The sequence below is a fragment of the Streptomyces sp. NPDC017991 genome, from assembly GCF_044328075.1.
In the GTDB taxonomy this organism is placed as follows: Bacteria; Actinomycetota; Actinomycetes; order Streptomycetales; family Streptomycetaceae; genus Streptomyces.
In genome coordinates, this window is record NZ_JBIRGP010000015.1 from 62,867 (window position 1) to 78,610 (window position 15,744).

17 protein-coding genes are annotated in these 15,744 nt (G+C 70.4%); 2 read left to right on the forward strand and 15 right to left on the reverse strand.

Annotated elements, in window-relative coordinates:
* Nucleotides 1-68: 68 nt before the first annotated feature.
* Complete coding sequence (gene lhgO, locus ACH4DZ_RS35705) at nucleotides 69-1,274, reverse strand: L-2-hydroxyglutarate oxidase (protein ID WP_398292782.1); 1,206 nt, start codon at nucleotides 1,272-1,274, stop codon at nucleotides 69-71.
* Nucleotides 1,267-2,751, reverse strand: a complete 1,485-nt coding sequence (locus ACH4DZ_RS35710) for an aldehyde dehydrogenase family protein (RefSeq protein WP_398292364.1) — start codon at nucleotides 2,749-2,751, stop codon at nucleotides 1,267-1,269. The genes lhgO and ACH4DZ_RS35710 overlap by 8 nt, the downstream gene beginning before the upstream one ends.
* Before the next feature lie 213 nt (nucleotides 2,752-2,964).
* On the opposite strand from ACH4DZ_RS35710, the gene ACH4DZ_RS35715 reads away from it, so the two are divergent.
* Entirely contained in the window at nucleotides 2,965-3,252 is a 288-nt protein-coding gene (locus tag ACH4DZ_RS35715) for a putative quinol monooxygenase (RefSeq protein ID WP_398292366.1), read from the forward strand.
* 111 nt (nucleotides 3,253-3,363) lie between these two features.
* Here the strand turns inward: ACH4DZ_RS35715 and ACH4DZ_RS35720 are convergent, their stop codons facing one another.
* The 12 genes from ACH4DZ_RS35720 to ACH4DZ_RS35775 form a co-directional block, all read right to left on the reverse strand.
* Entirely contained in the window at nucleotides 3,364-4,359 is a 996-nt protein-coding gene (locus tag ACH4DZ_RS35720) for a methionine synthase II (cobalamin-independent)-like protein (protein ID WP_398292368.1), read from the reverse strand.
* A gap of 3 nt (nucleotides 4,360-4,362) precedes the next feature.
* Nucleotides 4,363-4,839 carry a heme-binding protein gene (locus tag ACH4DZ_RS35725; protein WP_398292370.1) on the reverse strand — a complete coding sequence of 159 codons (477 nt, stop codon included), beginning with the start codon at nucleotides 4,837-4,839 and terminating at the stop codon, nucleotides 4,363-4,365.
* Nucleotides 4,836-5,672 (reverse strand): alpha/beta fold hydrolase, encoded by an 837-nt coding sequence (locus tag ACH4DZ_RS35730; RefSeq protein WP_398292372.1) that lies wholly within the window; start codon nucleotides 5,670-5,672, stop codon nucleotides 4,836-4,838. Before ACH4DZ_RS35730 ends, ACH4DZ_RS35725 begins: the two co-directional genes overlap by 4 nt.
* 26 nt (nucleotides 5,673-5,698) lie before the next feature.
* Nucleotides 5,699-6,070, reverse strand: a complete 372-nt coding sequence (locus ACH4DZ_RS35735) for a VOC family protein (RefSeq protein WP_398292374.1) — start codon at nucleotides 6,068-6,070, stop codon at nucleotides 5,699-5,701.
* A gap of 19 nt (nucleotides 6,071-6,089) precedes the next feature.
* Nucleotides 6,090-6,881 carry a fumarylacetoacetate hydrolase family protein gene (locus ACH4DZ_RS35740; RefSeq protein WP_398292375.1) on the reverse strand — a complete coding sequence of 264 codons (792 nt, stop codon included), beginning with the start codon at nucleotides 6,879-6,881 and terminating at the stop codon, nucleotides 6,090-6,092.
* Complete coding sequence (locus ACH4DZ_RS35745) at nucleotides 6,878-8,326, reverse strand: NAD-dependent succinate-semialdehyde dehydrogenase (RefSeq protein ID WP_398292376.1); 1,449 nt, start codon at nucleotides 8,324-8,326, stop codon at nucleotides 6,878-6,880. The genes ACH4DZ_RS35740 and ACH4DZ_RS35745 overlap by 4 nt, the downstream gene beginning before the upstream one ends.
* Before the next feature lie 81 nt (nucleotides 8,327-8,407).
* Nucleotides 8,408-9,325: a VOC family protein gene (locus ACH4DZ_RS35750; RefSeq protein ID WP_398292377.1), complete on the reverse strand. Its 918-nt coding sequence runs from the start codon at nucleotides 9,323-9,325 to the stop codon at nucleotides 8,408-8,410.
* 109 nt (nucleotides 9,326-9,434) lie between these two features.
* Nucleotides 9,435-10,346 (reverse strand): LysR family transcriptional regulator, encoded by a 912-nt coding sequence (locus tag ACH4DZ_RS35755; RefSeq protein ID WP_398292378.1) that lies wholly within the window; start codon nucleotides 10,344-10,346, stop codon nucleotides 9,435-9,437.
* 29 nt (nucleotides 10,347-10,375) lie between these two features.
* Entirely contained in the window at nucleotides 10,376-11,329 is a 954-nt protein-coding gene (locus ACH4DZ_RS35760) for a sugar ABC transporter substrate-binding protein (RefSeq protein ID WP_398292784.1), read from the reverse strand.
* Nucleotides 11,330-11,415: 86 nt separating this feature from the next.
* Nucleotides 11,416-12,432, reverse strand: coding sequence for an ABC transporter permease (locus ACH4DZ_RS35765; RefSeq protein ID WP_398292379.1), 1,017 nt, complete (start codon nucleotides 12,430-12,432; stop codon nucleotides 11,416-11,418).
* Complete coding sequence (locus ACH4DZ_RS35770; RefSeq protein WP_398292380.1) at nucleotides 12,429-13,916, reverse strand: sugar ABC transporter ATP-binding protein; 1,488 nt, start codon at nucleotides 13,914-13,916, stop codon at nucleotides 12,429-12,431. Before ACH4DZ_RS35770 ends, ACH4DZ_RS35765 begins: the two co-directional genes overlap by 4 nt.
* Nucleotides 13,913-14,503, reverse strand: a complete 591-nt coding sequence (locus ACH4DZ_RS35775) for a carboxymuconolactone decarboxylase family protein (protein WP_398292381.1) — start codon at nucleotides 14,501-14,503, stop codon at nucleotides 13,913-13,915. The genes ACH4DZ_RS35770 and ACH4DZ_RS35775 overlap by 4 nt, the downstream gene beginning before the upstream one ends.
* A gap of 246 nt (nucleotides 14,504-14,749) precedes the next feature.
* Between ACH4DZ_RS35775 and ACH4DZ_RS35780 the strand changes: the two genes are divergently transcribed.
* Nucleotides 14,750-15,202 carry a cupin domain-containing protein gene (locus ACH4DZ_RS35780; RefSeq protein WP_398292382.1) on the forward strand — a complete coding sequence of 151 codons (453 nt, stop codon included), beginning with the start codon at nucleotides 14,750-14,752 and terminating at the stop codon, nucleotides 15,200-15,202.
* On the opposite strand, the gene ACH4DZ_RS35785 is transcribed toward ACH4DZ_RS35780, so the two are convergent.
* Nucleotides 15,099-15,647 carry a GbsR/MarR family transcriptional regulator gene (locus tag ACH4DZ_RS35785; RefSeq protein ID WP_398292383.1) on the reverse strand — a complete coding sequence of 183 codons (549 nt, stop codon included), beginning with the start codon at nucleotides 15,645-15,647 and terminating at the stop codon, nucleotides 15,099-15,101. The genes ACH4DZ_RS35780 and ACH4DZ_RS35785 overlap by 104 nt on opposite strands.
* Nucleotides 15,648-15,744: the final 97 nt, after the last annotated feature.

Here is a 15,744-nt window from a genome sequence, read left to right on the forward strand (position 1 = left end):
GCGCAGACCTGGGAGCGCAAGCTGTTGTTGCGCGCGGAGCCGCGGTACGCAGGGCGTTCGCGGATGCTTCACGCGTCGGCGAGGACCGCGTCGGCGATGTGCGCCGCGATCGCCATGGAGGCCGTCGCGGCCGGCGAGGGGGCGTTGCGGACGGCGGTGATCCGGCCCGCCCGGTGGATGCGGAAGTCGTCCACGAGCGTGCCGTCCCGGTCCAGTGCCTGGGCGCGGACACCGGCGCCGCCGCGCACGACGTCACGGACGCCGACGCCCGGGACGTACGCCCGCGCGTCCTTCATGAAGGCAGCCGTGGACAGGGAGCCGCGGTACTCCTTGACGCCTGTCCGCCAGTGCCGGGCGGCCATCCGCCAGGAGCCGGGGTAGGCGGCGAGTCCCGCGAGGTCGCGCGCCGAGATCCTGCCCCGCGTGTATCCCTCCCTGGCCAGGGCCAGGACGGCGTTCGGACCGACCTCGACCGAGCCGTCGACGCGCGGTGTGAAGTGCACACCGAGGAAGGGGTAGCGCGGATCCGGCACCGGGTAGATCAACCCGCGTACCAGGTCGGCCCGTTCCGGTCTCAGGAGCATGTACTCGCCGCGGAACGGGACGATCCGCGGTTCCCTCGCGCCCCGCGCGAGTCTCGCGACGGCGTCCGCGTGGAGGCCCGCGCACAGGACCAGCCGGTCGACGCGGAGGCGGTCCCCGTCCTGGTCGGAGGCGACCTCGATGCCGCCCGGGACGCCGGTGACCGCCGCGACGGGGAAACCCAGCCGTACCTCGCCGCCGGCGGACTCGATGTCCGCGGCGAACTCCCGGGCGATGGCCCGGTAGTCGGTGACGGCGGTGCGCGGGGAGTACAGGGCCGCGATACCGCCGGCGTGCGGCTCGATCTCCCTGATCTCCTCCTTGGCGACCCTGCGCAGCTCAGGGACGTGGTTGTTCCGGGCCCGCTCGTAGAGGTTCGCCATCCGGCCCAACTCGTCGTCGCGCACGGCCAGGACCAGCTTTCCGGTCTCCTCGTAGGGGAGCTTCCGCTCCTGGCAGTACTCGCGCAGCAGGGACACTCCGCGTACGCACAGGTCGGCCTTGAGGCTGCCCGGTGCGTAGTAGATCCCGGCGTGGACGACGCCCGAGTTGTGCCCGGTCTGGTGGGCGGCGACCTCTCGCTCCTTCTCCAGGACGACGACCCGGGTGCCGGGGCGGCGCAGGGCGATCTCGCGGCCCGTGGCCAGGCCCACGATCCCGGCCCCGACGACGCCGACCGTCTCGTCAGCCACGGGGGCCACGGGTCCGCTCCGCGGCGTCCGGTGCGCCGATGTGGACGGCGACCGTCTTCACCCGCGTCGAGAAGCGCAGGACCTCCTCGCCCTGCTCCTTGTAGGCCGTACCGGAGTCGCGGAACCCGCCGAAGGGCAGATGGACGTCCCAGCCGGTGGTCGTGGTGTTGACCGCGACCTGCCCGCACTCGACCTCGTCCGCGAAGCGGTACGCGCGGGCGAGATCACGGGTGAAGACGGCCGCGGCGAGGCCGTAGTCGGAGTCGTTGACCGCGTCGACGGCCTCGGTGAAGCCGTCGACCGCGAGAACCGCGAGGACGGGTCCGAAGACCTCCTCGCGCCAGATCTCCGACTCGGGGGCGATGTCGGCGAGCACGGTCGGCCGTACGTAGCAGCCGTGCGCCCGCTCCCCCTCGGTGTCCGCCCCGCCGCCGACGAGGACCACGGCACCCTGTTCGACGGCCCTGTCCAGGTCGGCGAGGACGCTGTCGCGCTGCTTGGGGCCGGAGAGGGGGCACAGGGTCGTGGCGGGGTCACTGCCCGGCCCCGTCCGCAGTCTCCCCACCTCGTCGACCAGCAGCCGGGTGAACTCCTCGTACACGGGGCGCTCGACGACGACCCGGCTGGTCGCGGTGCACCGCTGCCCGGCCTGTCCGAAGGAGGCGGCGACGACCGCCTTCGCGGCGGCCGGCAGGTCGGCGTCCCTGAGGACCACGGAGGCGTTCTTGCCACCCAGTTCGCCCTGGAAGCGGACGTTGCGGTCGGCGAGCCTGCGGCGGATACGCCCCCCGACGGCATTGGAGCCGGTGAAGGTGATCCCGGCGATCCGCGGGTCGTCGAGGAGCGCCTCCTCGATCTCGGCCGTACGGCCCGTGACCACGTTCAGCACTCCGGCGGGCAGACCCGCGTCGTGCAGGGCGCGGGCGAAGTGCAGTCCCGCCAGCGGGGTCTCGGTGGCCGGCTTGAACACGGCCGCGTTGCCGGCCGCGAGCAGCGGGGCGAGTTTGCGGGCCGGGGTGATCAGCGGGTCGTTCCAGGGGCTGATCACGAGGATCACGCCGATGGGTTCGCGCTGGGTGTGGGTGCGGTGGTGGGGCCGTGCGTCGTGCAGGAGGGTGCCGTACCCCTGGCGGGCTAGCCCGGCGTAGTACTCCAGGAAGTCGGCGGCCTTGAGGGTCTCGCCGGTCGCCTCGGCCCGGGTCTTGCCGTTCTCGGCGGTCACGTCGGCGGCGATCCGGTCGACCCGTTCGCGGATCAGCCGGGCCGCGTCGGTGAGGACGCGGGACCGGTCGAAGGGGCTGACGCGCTTCCAGGTGGCGAAGGCCCGTTCGGCGTGGTCGTAGGCCCGGGTGACGTCCTTGGCGGTGAGGGCGGGTACCCGGGCGATCGGCGCCCGGACGTCGGCCGGATCGTGGACGTCGATCCACTCACCGGTGGCCACCCACTCCCCGCCGGACAGGGTTTCCACAGTACGCATGAGGTTCACTTCCTTGGTCGCGGGCCGGATGCGGCCGGATGCGACAACACACCATGTCGCCGGGGGCCACCAGCCCCGTGTCGGCAGTCATTGCTTGCGCCTCGCGCCGGTCGGCGGGCGGGTGATCCATGCTGGAATCGGCGGGCCGGAGGGCGGTACGTATGCCCTCCGGCTGCCGGGACCTTGCCAGGACAGTGCTGAGGAGAGATCGACATGGCCTATGCAGTCGTCGCCCGCTACCGGTGCGAGCCCGCCGACGAGGCGGCCGTGCGGGCCGCCTTGTTGCAGGTGCGCGAGCACACGCGTGCGGAGCCCGCCAACGAGGCGTACGAGGTGCACTCCGTGGTGGACGAGCCGGGTTCTTTTCTGCTGTACGAGCGGTATGCCGACCGGGGCGGGTTCGAGGCGCATCGGGCGGCCGGGCACTTCGAGGAGTTGATCGTCCGGACGGTTTGGCCGCTGCTGACCGACCGGGCGGTCACCTTTGCGGAGGTGCTGTAGCGACTTGGGGGTGTGGGGTGTCTGTGGGCTCTCGGGTGGGGGTCGTGTGTGGCTGGTCGCGCCGTTCCCCGCGCCCCTTGGGGGACAGGGGGCGGCCGGTGCCTGGGGGTGTCAGAACTCGTTGCCCCAGCAGTAGCGGGCCAGGGTTTCGACCAGGACCAGTTTTCGGCGCTGTTCCTCGGCGCTGAGCAGCGGCCTGCTCGCCACGTCGGCGAACCCGCGCGACGGTGAGACGGCCGCGTCCTCCAGGTCCTTCACCTCGCCGGCCGCGTCGATCCTGGCCAGCAGTGTGTCGAGGTCCTCCAGCTCGGGCACGGTCGCGTCCACCACGCCCAGACAGACGTCCCGGTCCTCCGGGAGCGCCCTGAGCAGGTCGAGTTCGGCCGCCGTCCCCTGGTCGAAGGGCAGGATCCAGCGGTCGGCCGCGATCCCGCCGTACAGTTTCTCGGCGCGGGCCCGGTCCACCGCCGCCGGTGCGGCCCAGCCGGGCGCCACCGCGATGCGTACGCCCTCGGGGCGCTCGTCCAGCCGTACCGCCAGCGCCTCCACGGCGAGGGCGTCCTCGAAGGAGAGGGCGCCGGGAGCGGCGGGGTCCGGGGCCAACTGGTCGAGCAACAAGGGGTTGTTGAGCTGGATCAGGCGTACGCCCTTGGAGACCAGCAGCTCGATCTCCGTCCGGATGATCTCCGCGAGGGCCTCGCCCAGCTCGCGGGCGGAGGAGGGGCCGAGACCGGGCCGGTACGTGGTGGCCGCGAGGTACGCCGGAGAGGGCAGCGACGCCTTCGGCGCGATCACCGTCAGCTCGACGAGCCGCTCGGCCCAGTCCGCGAGCAGCGGACCGTTCGGCTTGGGCAGGGATTCCGCGACCCAGCGGACCAGACCGCCGGGGCCGGTCCCGTCCGTACGCCGGAATCCCGGGACGGCGTCGAGAACGGCGCTGCGGAAGTCCTCCCGCGGGTGATCGCCGTCGGTGACGACCGTCGAGCGCAGCCTGCGCTGCAGGGCCACCGCGCCCTCGACCGCCCGCTGTACACCGATCGTGGTGAGGTCGGCCGGCCGGACCAGACTGCCGTGGTGGTCGATCCGGTAGTTGTACGTGTCCGCCATGGTTCACGCCTCCTTTCCGGACGGCGCGGGCGTGCCCGGGACGCCCCAGGCGGCGAACTCCAGCTCGTACCCGAGGGACGCGAGGACCTCTTCGGCGATCCGCTGGTCCTCGTCCGCCGTGCCGCCCGCGATGCCGAGTCCGCCGATGATCTCGCCGTCCTTCTTGATGGTGAGGCTGCCCTCGGTGGCCATGATCGGCATCGCGGCGCCCGGGAGTTGGGAGAGCTGGGCGAAGAAGACCGGCTGGCTCTCCTGCCACTTCCTCAGCATCGTGCCGGGACGCTGCATGATCGCCGCGGTGTAGGCCTTGGCGCGGGCGATGTCCGGGGTGAGCGGGCGGGCGCCGTCCGGGCGGCGGATGGCGATCGGGAATCCGCCCGCGTCCACCACGGCGGCACTCACCGCCTTCCCCATCGCCCGGGCGCGCTGATGGACGGCGTCGATGATCTCCTCGGCGGCGTCCAGGGTCAGACTGCTCATACGGATTCCTCTGTTGCGGTGGCAGGCTGTGCGGTGAGGGTGCGGCGCAGACGGGCGACGGCCGCGTTGTACCGCTGGGGTGTCTCCCAGTACATGGAGTGCGGGGCGCCCTCGACGATCTCCAGGTGGGAGCCGGGCAGCAGCTCATGGGCGCGGGTCACGGTCTTCACGCTGAGCACCGCGTCCTTCTCGCCGGCCAGGAACGCGACCTTGACCCCCGAGGTCCGGATGTCCTCCAGTGACGGGCCGTCGGTGTCGAGGTTGCGCAGATCCTGCATCCTGGCGAGGTTGAACGTGCCCATCTGCTGGAACAGGAAGGTCAGATCGGCGCGCTCCCGCTGGAAGCGGCGGGTGAGCAGGCGGTCGACGACCGGCAGCTTCACGGCCTCCGCGCGGTCGGCCGCGGCCAGCTCCTTCAGCTCGGGATGGCCGATGCCGCCGAGGGAGTGGCCGAGGACGACCGAGCCGACCCGCTCGGGGCGCAGCAGCCCTGCCCGCAGCGCGGCGACGGAGCCGATGGACTGGCCCACGAGCATGACGTCGGTGAGGTCCTCCTGGTCGAGGACCGCGACGATGTCGCCGGGGAAGTCCTGGCCGTCGAACTCGGGCCGCGCGGAGTCGGAGTCCGGACGGACACGGGGGCGGGTGCGGGGGTCGGACGAGCCGAAGCCCCGCAGGTCCACCGTGACGACCGTGAACTCGTCGCGCAGTGCGGCGACCTGCTGCCACCAGGCGGCGTGGTGTCCGCCGCTGCCGTGCACGAACAGGATCGCCGGGCCGCTGCCGTGGCGCTCGTAGAAGATGGAGGTGCCGTCGGAGTCGGCGAAGGGCATGAGACAGAACTCCCGTGTAAGTACGGCTAGTTGGGGCGTTTTCCGTGCCAGACCAGCTCGATCATCGTGTGGTCGGGGTCGTGGATGTAGCAGAACTTCGACTGGTTCTCGGGGCGCTGGATCGGGCGGGTGTGGCGGATGCCCAGCTCCTCCAGGTGTTCCAGGAACTCGTCCCAGTCGTCGACCTCGACGGCGAAGTGATAGGGCGCCATGCGTTCCATCTCCTCGACCGGTGTGAAGTGCAGGTCGAAGTTGCCGCGGGTCATCAGCACCACGCGGGTGTTGGACCTGGGCATGATCCGCTTCATGCCGAAGACCTTGGTGTACCAGTCGGCGGTCCGGTCGGGATCCGTGGTCGGGAAGTTGACGTGGTGGATGTACCGGGGTTCCTTGCTCATGCTCGATTCCCTTCGACGCTCATGCTCGATTCCCTTCGAGGACTACGGAGTTGGACAGCACGCCGATGCCGCTGATCTCGATGTCGACGAGGTCGCCCGGCTCGATCCGGCAGGCCGACTCGGCGCCCATCCAGAGCACGTCCCCGGGGTGCAGGGTGAGGTGTCTGCTGATCTCGACGATGTGGTCGAAGGGATCGAAGACCATGTCGCCGGTGGCGAACTCCGCGCGGACCTCGCCGTTCACGCGCAGGGCGGTGGTCTGGGCGAGCGCGTCGACGTCCGTCTCGATCCAGGGGCCCATCGGCTTGAACGTGTCGCTGTTCTTGCTGCGCCAGAACGTGCGGTCCTGGTGCTGCCAGGTACGGGCGCTGACGTCGTTGCCGATGGTCCAGCCGAAGACGGACTTGTGCGCCTCCTCCTGGGTGGCGTACCGGACCGTACGGCCGATGACGGCGACGAGTTCGGGTTCCGCCTCGAAGCGGCCCTCGACCTCGACAGGCTTGACGATGGCCGAACCATGCCCAATCAGCGCGTTGTTGGCGCGGTAGCCGACTTCGGGGCGGTCCGGGGTGGCGGCTCCGGCGTGCGCGATGTGCCGTGCGTAGTTCATGCCGACGGCGTAGAAGACGGGCGGGACGACCGGCGGCAGCCACACGGCTGTCGCACGCGGCAGGGTGGCGATGACGTCGGGGCCCCTCTCGCCCCTCTCACCGGCGGTATCGATCGGCGAGTCCGACAGCAGCTCGATGTCCCGCACCCCCACCCGGCCCCACACCGCCCGGCCGCCGACCGACACCCGTGCGTACCTCATGGCACCAGCAGGTGGGAGACGCGCTTGGTGATCAGGTAGGCGTCGAGGGCCTCGGGGCCGCCCTCCCTGCCGTACCCGCTGTCCTTGACCCCGCCGGACGGGGCTTCGGGGACCGAGCCGCCGCAGTGGTTGACCGACAGGATCCCGGCCTCCAGCTCGTCACAGAGCCGTTCGGCGGTGGCGGCGGAGCGTGTGAAGCCGTAGGCGGCGAGGCCGTACGGAAGGGCGTTCGCGGTGGCGAGCGCCTCGTCGAGTCCGGCGAAGGCGGTGACGGGGGCGAGCGGTCCGAAGGGTTCCTCGTGCAGCAGGTCCGCGTCCGGCGGTACGTCGACGAGGACGGTCGGCGCGAAGAAGTACCCGGCGCGGTCGAGCCGTTCGCCGCCGGTGAGCGCCTTGGCGCCGCGGGCGACGGCGTCCGCGGTGAGGCGTTCCATGGCCGCGAGCCGCCGTTCGTTGGCGAGTGGGCCCATGGTGGTGCCCTCACTCAGCCCGTCCCCGACGACGACCGCCTCGACGGCCTGCACGAACTCGGCGGTGAAGTCCTCGACCAGACTCTCGTGGACCAGGAAGCGGCTCGGCGAGGTGCAGACCTGGCCGGCGTTGGCGAACTTGGCCTGGGCTGCCTTGCGGGCGGCCTGCACGGGGTCGGCGTCGGCGCAGACGATCACCGGGGCGTGGCCGCCCAGTTCCATCAGGGACGGCTTCATGACCTGGCCGGCCTCGGCGGCGAGCAGTTTGCCCACCGGGACCGAGCCGGTGAAGGCGATCAGGCGGATGACGGGCGAGGCGATGAGGTGCGCGGAGACCTCGGCGGGTTCACCGAAGACGAGGTTGAGGACACCGGCCGGCAGGCCCGCGTCCAGGTAGCACCGGACCAGCGCGGCGGCCGTGGCGGGAGTCTCCTCCGAGCCCTTGATGACGAGGGAGCAGCCGGCCGAGAGCGCCGAGGAGATCTTCCGGTTGGGGCCGCCCACCGGGAAGTTCCACGGGACGAAGGCGGCGACCGGGCCGATGGGCTCGCGCCGTACGGTCAGCACGGTGCCGGGCGCCGAGGGGATGATGCGGCCGTACGCGCGGCGGGCGTCGTCGGCGTGCCAGCGCAGGGTGTCGGCGGTGCGGTGGGCCTCGCCGGTGGACTCCGTGAGCGGCTTGCCCTGCTCCTGGGTCATGACGCGGCCGATCTCGGCGGCCCGCTCGTCGATCAGGCCGGCGGCGGCGTGCAGGATCGCGGTGCGCCTGGCGACGGGTGTGCCGCGCCAGACGCGGAAGCCCTCCTGTGCGGCGGCGAGGGCACGGTCGAGGTCGGCGGGGGTGGCCAGCGGTACCTCTCCGATCACCTCCTCGGTGGCCGGGTTCACGATCGGGGCGGTACGTCCGGTGCCGCCCTGGCACCACTCGCCCGCGATGTGCATACGGACGGCGGGGTGGCCGTGGTCGGTGGTCATGGTGGGTTGCCTCTCGGGCAGGCGCTGGGGAGGACGTTCGGGGCGGGGGCCGGGCGGGGCCGGGCGGGGCCGGGCGGCGGTTCAGGAGGCGGGGGCGTCCTGGTCGCGGTTGGTGCGCAGGGCCCAGATGTGGTGGGGCGGGGTGGTCTCGTGGACGCGGGTCTCGTAGGAGTCGTCGACCCGGTCCATGTCGGCGGCGTACTCGACGCGACCGCCGCACGGGGCGTGCACGAAGCGGAAGACGTTGGAGCCGACGGTGTGCCGGCCGAGCCTGCGGGCCTCCCGCCAGCCGTGCTCGATCATGTGGTTGCCGCCCTGGATCACATCGTCGAAGCCCGGCACCTCGTATGCCATGTGGTTGATCCCGGCCTTGTCCGGGCGGTGGCACAGGAGCATGGTGTGCTGGTCGTCGTCGCCCGGGGCCCGCATGAACACCCCCATGGGCTCGACCACGTCGGTGGGCCGGAAGCCGAGGCGCCGCGTGTAGAACGCGATGGCCTCCTCCTTTCCCGGCTTGGGGATGTTGAGGGCCACGTGGCACATGCGCAGGGGGCGGACCCGCGGGATCGGTTCCAGAGGGGTGTTCCAACGGCTCACCGCGCCCGGTGCGTTGGCGTGTCGCGGGGTGGCGGCCACGGGCTTGGGCCTCGCCACGGTCAGCCCCACTCCGAATCCGGTCTCGTCCACGGTGTGGTGGACGCCGTCGGCGCCCGCGCGGACCACCCGGTCCTTGCCCGCCTCGGCCACCAGCCGCTCCAACTCCTCGTGGGTGTCGACGCCCCACACCACCTCGCGCAGGGTGGGGCCCTCCTCCACGGGTGCCGGCAGCCGAGAGCCGGGCGCGGTGTCCAGGAGCAGGGTCTGCCCGGTGAGCGTCTCGAACACCGCGTGCTCGTCGGACTTCTCCACCAGGAACAGACCGAAGTCGTCGAAGAACCGGACGCATTCGCCGAGGTCGTCAATGCTGTAGGTGACGGATTCGATTCTCTGGATTCCCATGGATTCCTCGCTTCCGGGTCGCCAGGCGAGCCTAGGTTCGGAGCCGTGGAACTCTCAACGCCCTGACCCGCGCGACATGCGCAATCGTTTCTTGCGGTACGTGCGCGGCTTACGGCCGGATCCCGAGAATGGGGTTCTGTGAGAACCACTGGGCGAGGAAGTCCAGGAACACGCTGACCTTGCGCGGGGTGTCGTGGCCGGGGCCGTAGATCGCGTACAGGGGGCGGTCCGGTACCGCCAGTTCGGGCAGCAGGACCTGGAGGGCTCCGGAGAGGAGGTCGTCGTACGCCGGACGCTGTGGGAGCAGGGCGATGCCCCTGCCGTGGAGGGCCGCCTTCTGCAGGGCGATGTAGGAGTTGGACGAGAAGGCGATGTTGCGGATCTTGTGCAGGGTGCTCGCGTGTCCGTGGCCGATGCGCCAGACGGGGTCGTTCGTGTGCACCAGGCAGTCGTGGGCCGCCAGGTCGTTCGGGTGCGCGAGGGTGCCGTGCCGGTCGATGTACGCCTTGGAGGCGCACAGGACGAACGGCAGCGACGATATCTTCTTGAGCCGCACGCTGGAGTCGCGCAGATCCCGGGTGTGGAAGGCGATGTCGAATCCGCTGTCGAGAAAGTCGTAGGTACGGTCGGACATTCCGCCGAGTTCGAAGCGGATGTGTATTTTCGGATGGGCGGCGGAGAACGCGGCGATGGCGTCGCCGAGGTCCAGGCTGCCTATCCACTTGGGGCAGATGATGCTGAGCGCGCCTTCGGCTCGGTCGTGGAGCTGGGCTATGCCGGCGTCCTCGGCCTCGATCTCCTCCAGAATGCGCGCGGCGAATTCGGCGTACCGCTGCCCCGGTTCGGTGAGGCTGACGGAACGGGCCGTGCGGTTGACCAGGCGGACACCCACCTGCCGTTCCAGTTCGGCGACGTGCCGTGACACCAGCGAGCCCGAGGAGCCCAGCTTCTTGGCGGCTCCGCTGAAGCTGCCGACCTGTGCCACGGTGACGAAGCTGTGCATGAGGAGCAAGCGATCCATGGTTCCCTCCGGGGGCTCCCGCCCGCTCGCTACTCGGGGCAGTACTGGGGTGCTTCGCTCACGTTGTCCTTGGTGACCAAGACAAGAGGGATGTTGGCAATTTTGTCAACGCTTTTGTCCTTGTCCAGCAGGCCGATCGTGTTCTTCACCGCGGTCCGCCCGATCGTCATGGCCGAGTTCGCGACGGTGGCGGACAGCCGCCCGCTCCTGACCGCCGCCACCCCGTCCTCGGTGCCGTTCACCGAGACGATCTTCACGTCCTCGGCGCCTGCCGCGTCGAAGGCCTTGCGCACGGCGAAGGCCATCTCCTCGTTGGCGACGAAGGCGTAGTCCAGGTCCGGGTGGGCCTGGATCATGTTCTCGGCGACTTCCTGCGCCTTGGCGGGGTTGAACATGCCGGGCTGGTTAGCCACCACCTTCGCGGTCGCCGGAAGGCCGCTCCTGAAGCCGCCGACCAGCAGATCGGAGGCCGCGCCCGGGGCGCCGGCGACGATGCCGACCTGCACGTTCCTGCCGTCGGCGTCCTGCGCGATCCAGTCGGCGTCCAGGCCGCCGACCTTCTTCAGGTCGACCTTGGCGACTCCCAGGACGTCGGACATGTCCGAGGTGGCGACGGAGGTCAGATAGATCGGGATGCCCGCGCGCTTGGCCTTGGCTATGTCGCCCTCCAGGGCGTCGACGTTCACGGTCTGGACGATCAGCGCGTCCACATCGCGGGAGATCATGTCCTCGATGTTGGAGAGCTCGGTCCCGGCGTCCTGCTTGGAGTTGGCCGAGTAGACCTCGGCGCCCTCGGCCTCGGCGGTCTGCTCGACGGCCTTGAGAAGACAGGAGTGGAAGTGCGTGTTGGATCCGTTCACGAACCCGAGACTGGTGGAGCCGGAACTCCCCGAGTCCTCCTCGCCCCCGCACCCGGCCAGTACGAGGACTCCGACACCGAAGAACGAAACGGCTGCGACTCTGCGACGACTACTGATGAGCATCACGATGCGACCTTTCCTGCACATTGGGCGCCCTGGAGGGGCGCGGAAACTGCGCGGCCGGCCCCCACCGGCCGGCGTCGAACGAACTACACCCCCGCGGAGCGACTCCGCTGGACCTCGTTCACCACGGCGGCCACCAGCAACACACCCCCGGTCACCACGAACTGGTAATTGCTGTTGACCTGCAACAAGTTGAGCGCGTTGGCCACCACACCCAGCAGCACGGCCCCCAGCACGGTGCCCACCACACTCCCGTGCCCCCCGGCCAGCAAGGTCCCGCCGATGACCACGGCGGCCACAGCGGTCAACTGGGTCAGCAGACCGGCGGTGTTGGGCGCGGCGGCCCCGACCCGCGACAGCAGCATCAACCCGGCCAGTCCGGCGAGCGCCCCCGCCAGCGCGTACAACGCCAGCTTGCGCCCGGCCACATTGATGCCGCTGAGCCGGGCGACCTGCTCGTTGCCGCCCATCGCGAAGGCGTCCCGGCCGAAGGTCGTGAACCGCATGGTCAGGCCGATCGCCACGAGCACCAGCACGGCGACGACGGTCAGATACGGGATGCCGAGGAGGTCGGAGTTGCCGAGCGCGGACATCCTGTCGCCGATGCTGACGCTCATGCCGTCGATGACGAGCAGGGCGACACCGTCCAGCAGCATCGCCGTGGCCAGGGTGGCGACGAACGGCGCGACCCTGGTGAAGGTCACCACCACCCCGTTCACCAGCCCGATCACGGTGGCGAGGAACAGTGCCACGACCACGACGGCCGGGGTGGGCCAGCCGTCGTGCAGCAACTGCGCGGCCACCGACAGGGTGACGGCCGCGTTGCTGCCCATCGAGAAGTCCATGCCGCCGGAGGTCATCAGCAGGGTCAGCCCGGCCGCGAGGACGGCGTTCACGCTGATCTGCCGCAGCACGTTGAGCAGGTTCTGCGAGGTGGTGAACGAGTCGGCCTGGACGGCGGTGAACACCGCCACCAGCACGAGGACCAGGATCAGTCCGCCGTGCGGGATCCGTACCAGGGATCGGGGCGAGAGGCGGGAGGGGGCGCGCGCGGGCCGGTCGGCCTCGACGTCCGGGGAGGCGGAGGGGGTCTTGAGGCTCACTGCGGCTGACCTCCGATTGCCGTGGCGACGAGCTCGTCGCGGGTGATGCCGGTGATGTCGTGGTGGGCGACCGCACGGCCCGCGCTGACGACGACGACCCGGTCGGCCAGGCGCATGACCTCCTCGGCGGAGGAGGAGGCGAGCAGCACGGCCACACCGTTCGAGGCGAGGCCGTCGACCAAGGTGTGGATGTCGGCCATCGCCGCGACGTCCACGCCGTTGGTGGGGTCTTCGAGGAAGCAGGCGACCGGCTCGGTCTCCAGCCACTTGCCCAGCAGGACCTTCTGCTGGTTGCCGCCGGACAGCGTGCCCACGGGCGGGTTGCCGCTCAGGGCGACCACGCCGTAACCGCTGCGCAACGGGGCGGCGCGGCGGGCCAGTTCGCCCCGCCGGTGCAGCCGGCGCCGGGCGAACCGGTCGCCTGCCAGCATCAGGTTCTCGTCCAGGGTCATGCCCTGGACCAGTCCGAGGGTCCGGCGGTCGCCCGTGACACAGCGCAGACCGCTGGCGAGAGAGGCGGAGATCCGGCCGAAGGGCACGGCCCGGCCGTCGACGAGCAGTTCTCCGGCGTCGGGGCGCCGCCGCCCGGACAGCAGGTCGAACAGTTTCGACTGGGCGTCGCCCGCGGGTCCGAGCACGGCGACGATCTCGCCCTTGCGCACCTCGACGGTGAAGTCCTGGACGGCCCGGCCGTGACACAGACCGCGTACGGCGAGGCCGCTCTCGTGCCGGGGCGCGGGGCGTTCGGGCCGCCGCGAGACCACGTCCCGGCCGACCATGCCGCGTACCAGCGAGGCCGGATCCAGCTCCGCCGCCGGGGCGCTGGTCACCACGGACCCGTCACGCAGGACGGTGAGGCGGTCGGCGACGGCCATGACCTCGTCGATGTAGTGCGAGATGTAGACGACCGCCACGCCGTCGTCCCGCAGGGTGCGCACCAACTCCCGTATCCGGTGGGCGTCCTTGGCGCTCAGGCACGCGGTGGGTTCGTCGAGGATCAGGATCCGGCCGCCCCGGCGGACCTCCCGGGCCACCTCGACCATGGTCTGTTCGGCGACGGTGAGCGTACCGGCGACGCGTTCCACGTCGATGTCGATCCCGAGCCCGTACAGCGCCTCGCGCGCCTGCTCCCGTACCGTCGCCCAGTGGACTGCGGGGCCGCGGGTGGGCAGGTCGCCGAGCAGCACGTTCTCGGCGACGGTCAGCCCCGGCGCCAGCTCGCGCCGCTGCGGCACGCAGGCGATCCCGAGCCGGCGGGCTTTGCGCACGGTCAGTCCGGAGTACGTCCGCCCGCCCACCTCGATGGTGCCGCTGTCGGCCTGATGGACCCCGGACAGGATCTGCACGAGTGTCGACTTGCCGGCTCCGTTCATGCCCATCAGCGCGTGGATCTCGCCGGGGTACAGGTCGAGATTCACACCTTTGAGCGCGGCGGCCCCGCCGAAACTCTTGCCGACACCTCGTACCCGGAGCACGGGTGTCACGGCCGCGGCCCGTCGCCGTCGCGGCCCGCGCTCCCAGGGACTTCGTCGACGTGTACGTGTCCGTAGCCGCGGATGTCCGGGAACGGGGGTGCCTTGTCGGCCTGCAGATCCACCTGGAAGGTGTTGAGGCACATCCCGAGCATGGTGAAGTTGCCGAGTGCTCCGACGGTGTCGACCAGGCCCTTGGAGCCGAAGTGCGCGAGGGCGCGGGCGAAGGTCTCGTCGCTGACGAAGTGCTCGTCGAGGATCTCGCGGCAGAACTGGTAGAAGGCCTGGTCCGCCTCCTCGTCGAAGTGGGCTTCCCGCTTCTCGGCGACGGCCTTGACCGCGGCCTCCGGGATGCCGGCCTCGATCGCCTGGTGCACATGGGCGTTCCAGGAGTACTGGGCGTCCCAGTTGCGGGCGGCCAGCAGCAGCGCGAGTTCGCGCAGATGCCTGGGCAGACCGCACTCGAAGCGTGCGAACGCGCCCAGGGATTCGGCCCGTTCGCACATCTCCGGACTGTGCAGCCAGACGCGGAACGGTCCACGGACGGCACCACGGCGACCGGCGATACGGGCGGCCAGTTCCTGCTGCCGCGGATTCATTTCCTCATCGCTGAGAACGGGGAGCCTCATCTGGCCGATACCTGCCTTTTCTTTCCGGCGCGTCTCGTACACGGATCGAGAAGCCGTGCGATGGCAGCCGACGGTACAGCCGGGTCCGAGAAGCTCACCCCTCCTGGAACGCAAGGTAAAACTGCGCGCCGGAGGGCATCCATTCGCGGTCGCGCGACCTAACGTCGGTCGACGCAGCATCGGAAGAAGCGAGAGAACGGCGAGGTGGAATCCCGGATGACCACGATCATCAAGGTCGCATCGGTGCCCCTGCTCGACCGTGGCGGCGCCGTGGTGACGACACCGCTGATCACGACGCCGTCGGCGGGCGGGGAGAACCTGATCACCAGCGGGATGAGCGTGTATCCGGTCGGCTCCGGTGCGCCGCTGCACTCACACAACTGCGACGAGCACGTGACCGTCCTCGAAGGCGAGGCGGAGGTGTGGGTCGACGGCGAGGTGACCAGGCTGGAGCGCTACGACACGACCTATGTGCCGTCCCCCGTCCCCCACCTGTTCCGCAACATCGGGAACACCCCGCTGCGCATCCTGTGGGTCTACTCCTCGGGCCACGTCACCCGGACGTTCACCGAGACGGGCCGGACGGTGGAACATCTGTCGGCCGAGGACCAGATGGGGCCCGCAGCCCCTGGTACTCGGCGAGCAGGCGGCGCAACTCCCGCACCATGAAGTCGTAGTAGGTGTGCATGTCACGCAGCCGCGCCCGCTGAACCTCCGACAGGTCCGCTCCCCGCTCCCGCGCGACCTGCGCGAGTTCGAACAGCTGCTGGGTCTGGTCGAGTTGATGCTGGAGGCAGCCGCTCCACGCGTCGTCGCGCCATACGTAACCGGCCTGGCGCACGCCGGGCACCTTGACCCGTTCGACCGTGCCGTTCGTGATGAGCAGGCGGGTCATCTCCGACACCGAGCCCTTGCTGGCCCCCAGGGCCTCCTGCAGTTCCGACAGCGTCATGGGATCCGGGCTGAGCATCAACACGCCCCCCAGCCGTCCGGCCATCGGCGGCCATCCCATCGCACGCCCGATCCGCTGCCCGAAGTCCTCGACCAGCAGCTCGTCATCCATGGCCGGACTCCCCGCGCCCATGGCCGAGCCGTCGTCGGCGGCTGGCGACACCGATCCTCCCGTACGGAAAAAAATGAAAATTCATTCTTGACTGAACTTTCTTGATACGTCAGATTACCAGCATCCACGCAGGAGTCACCGGCGCGGG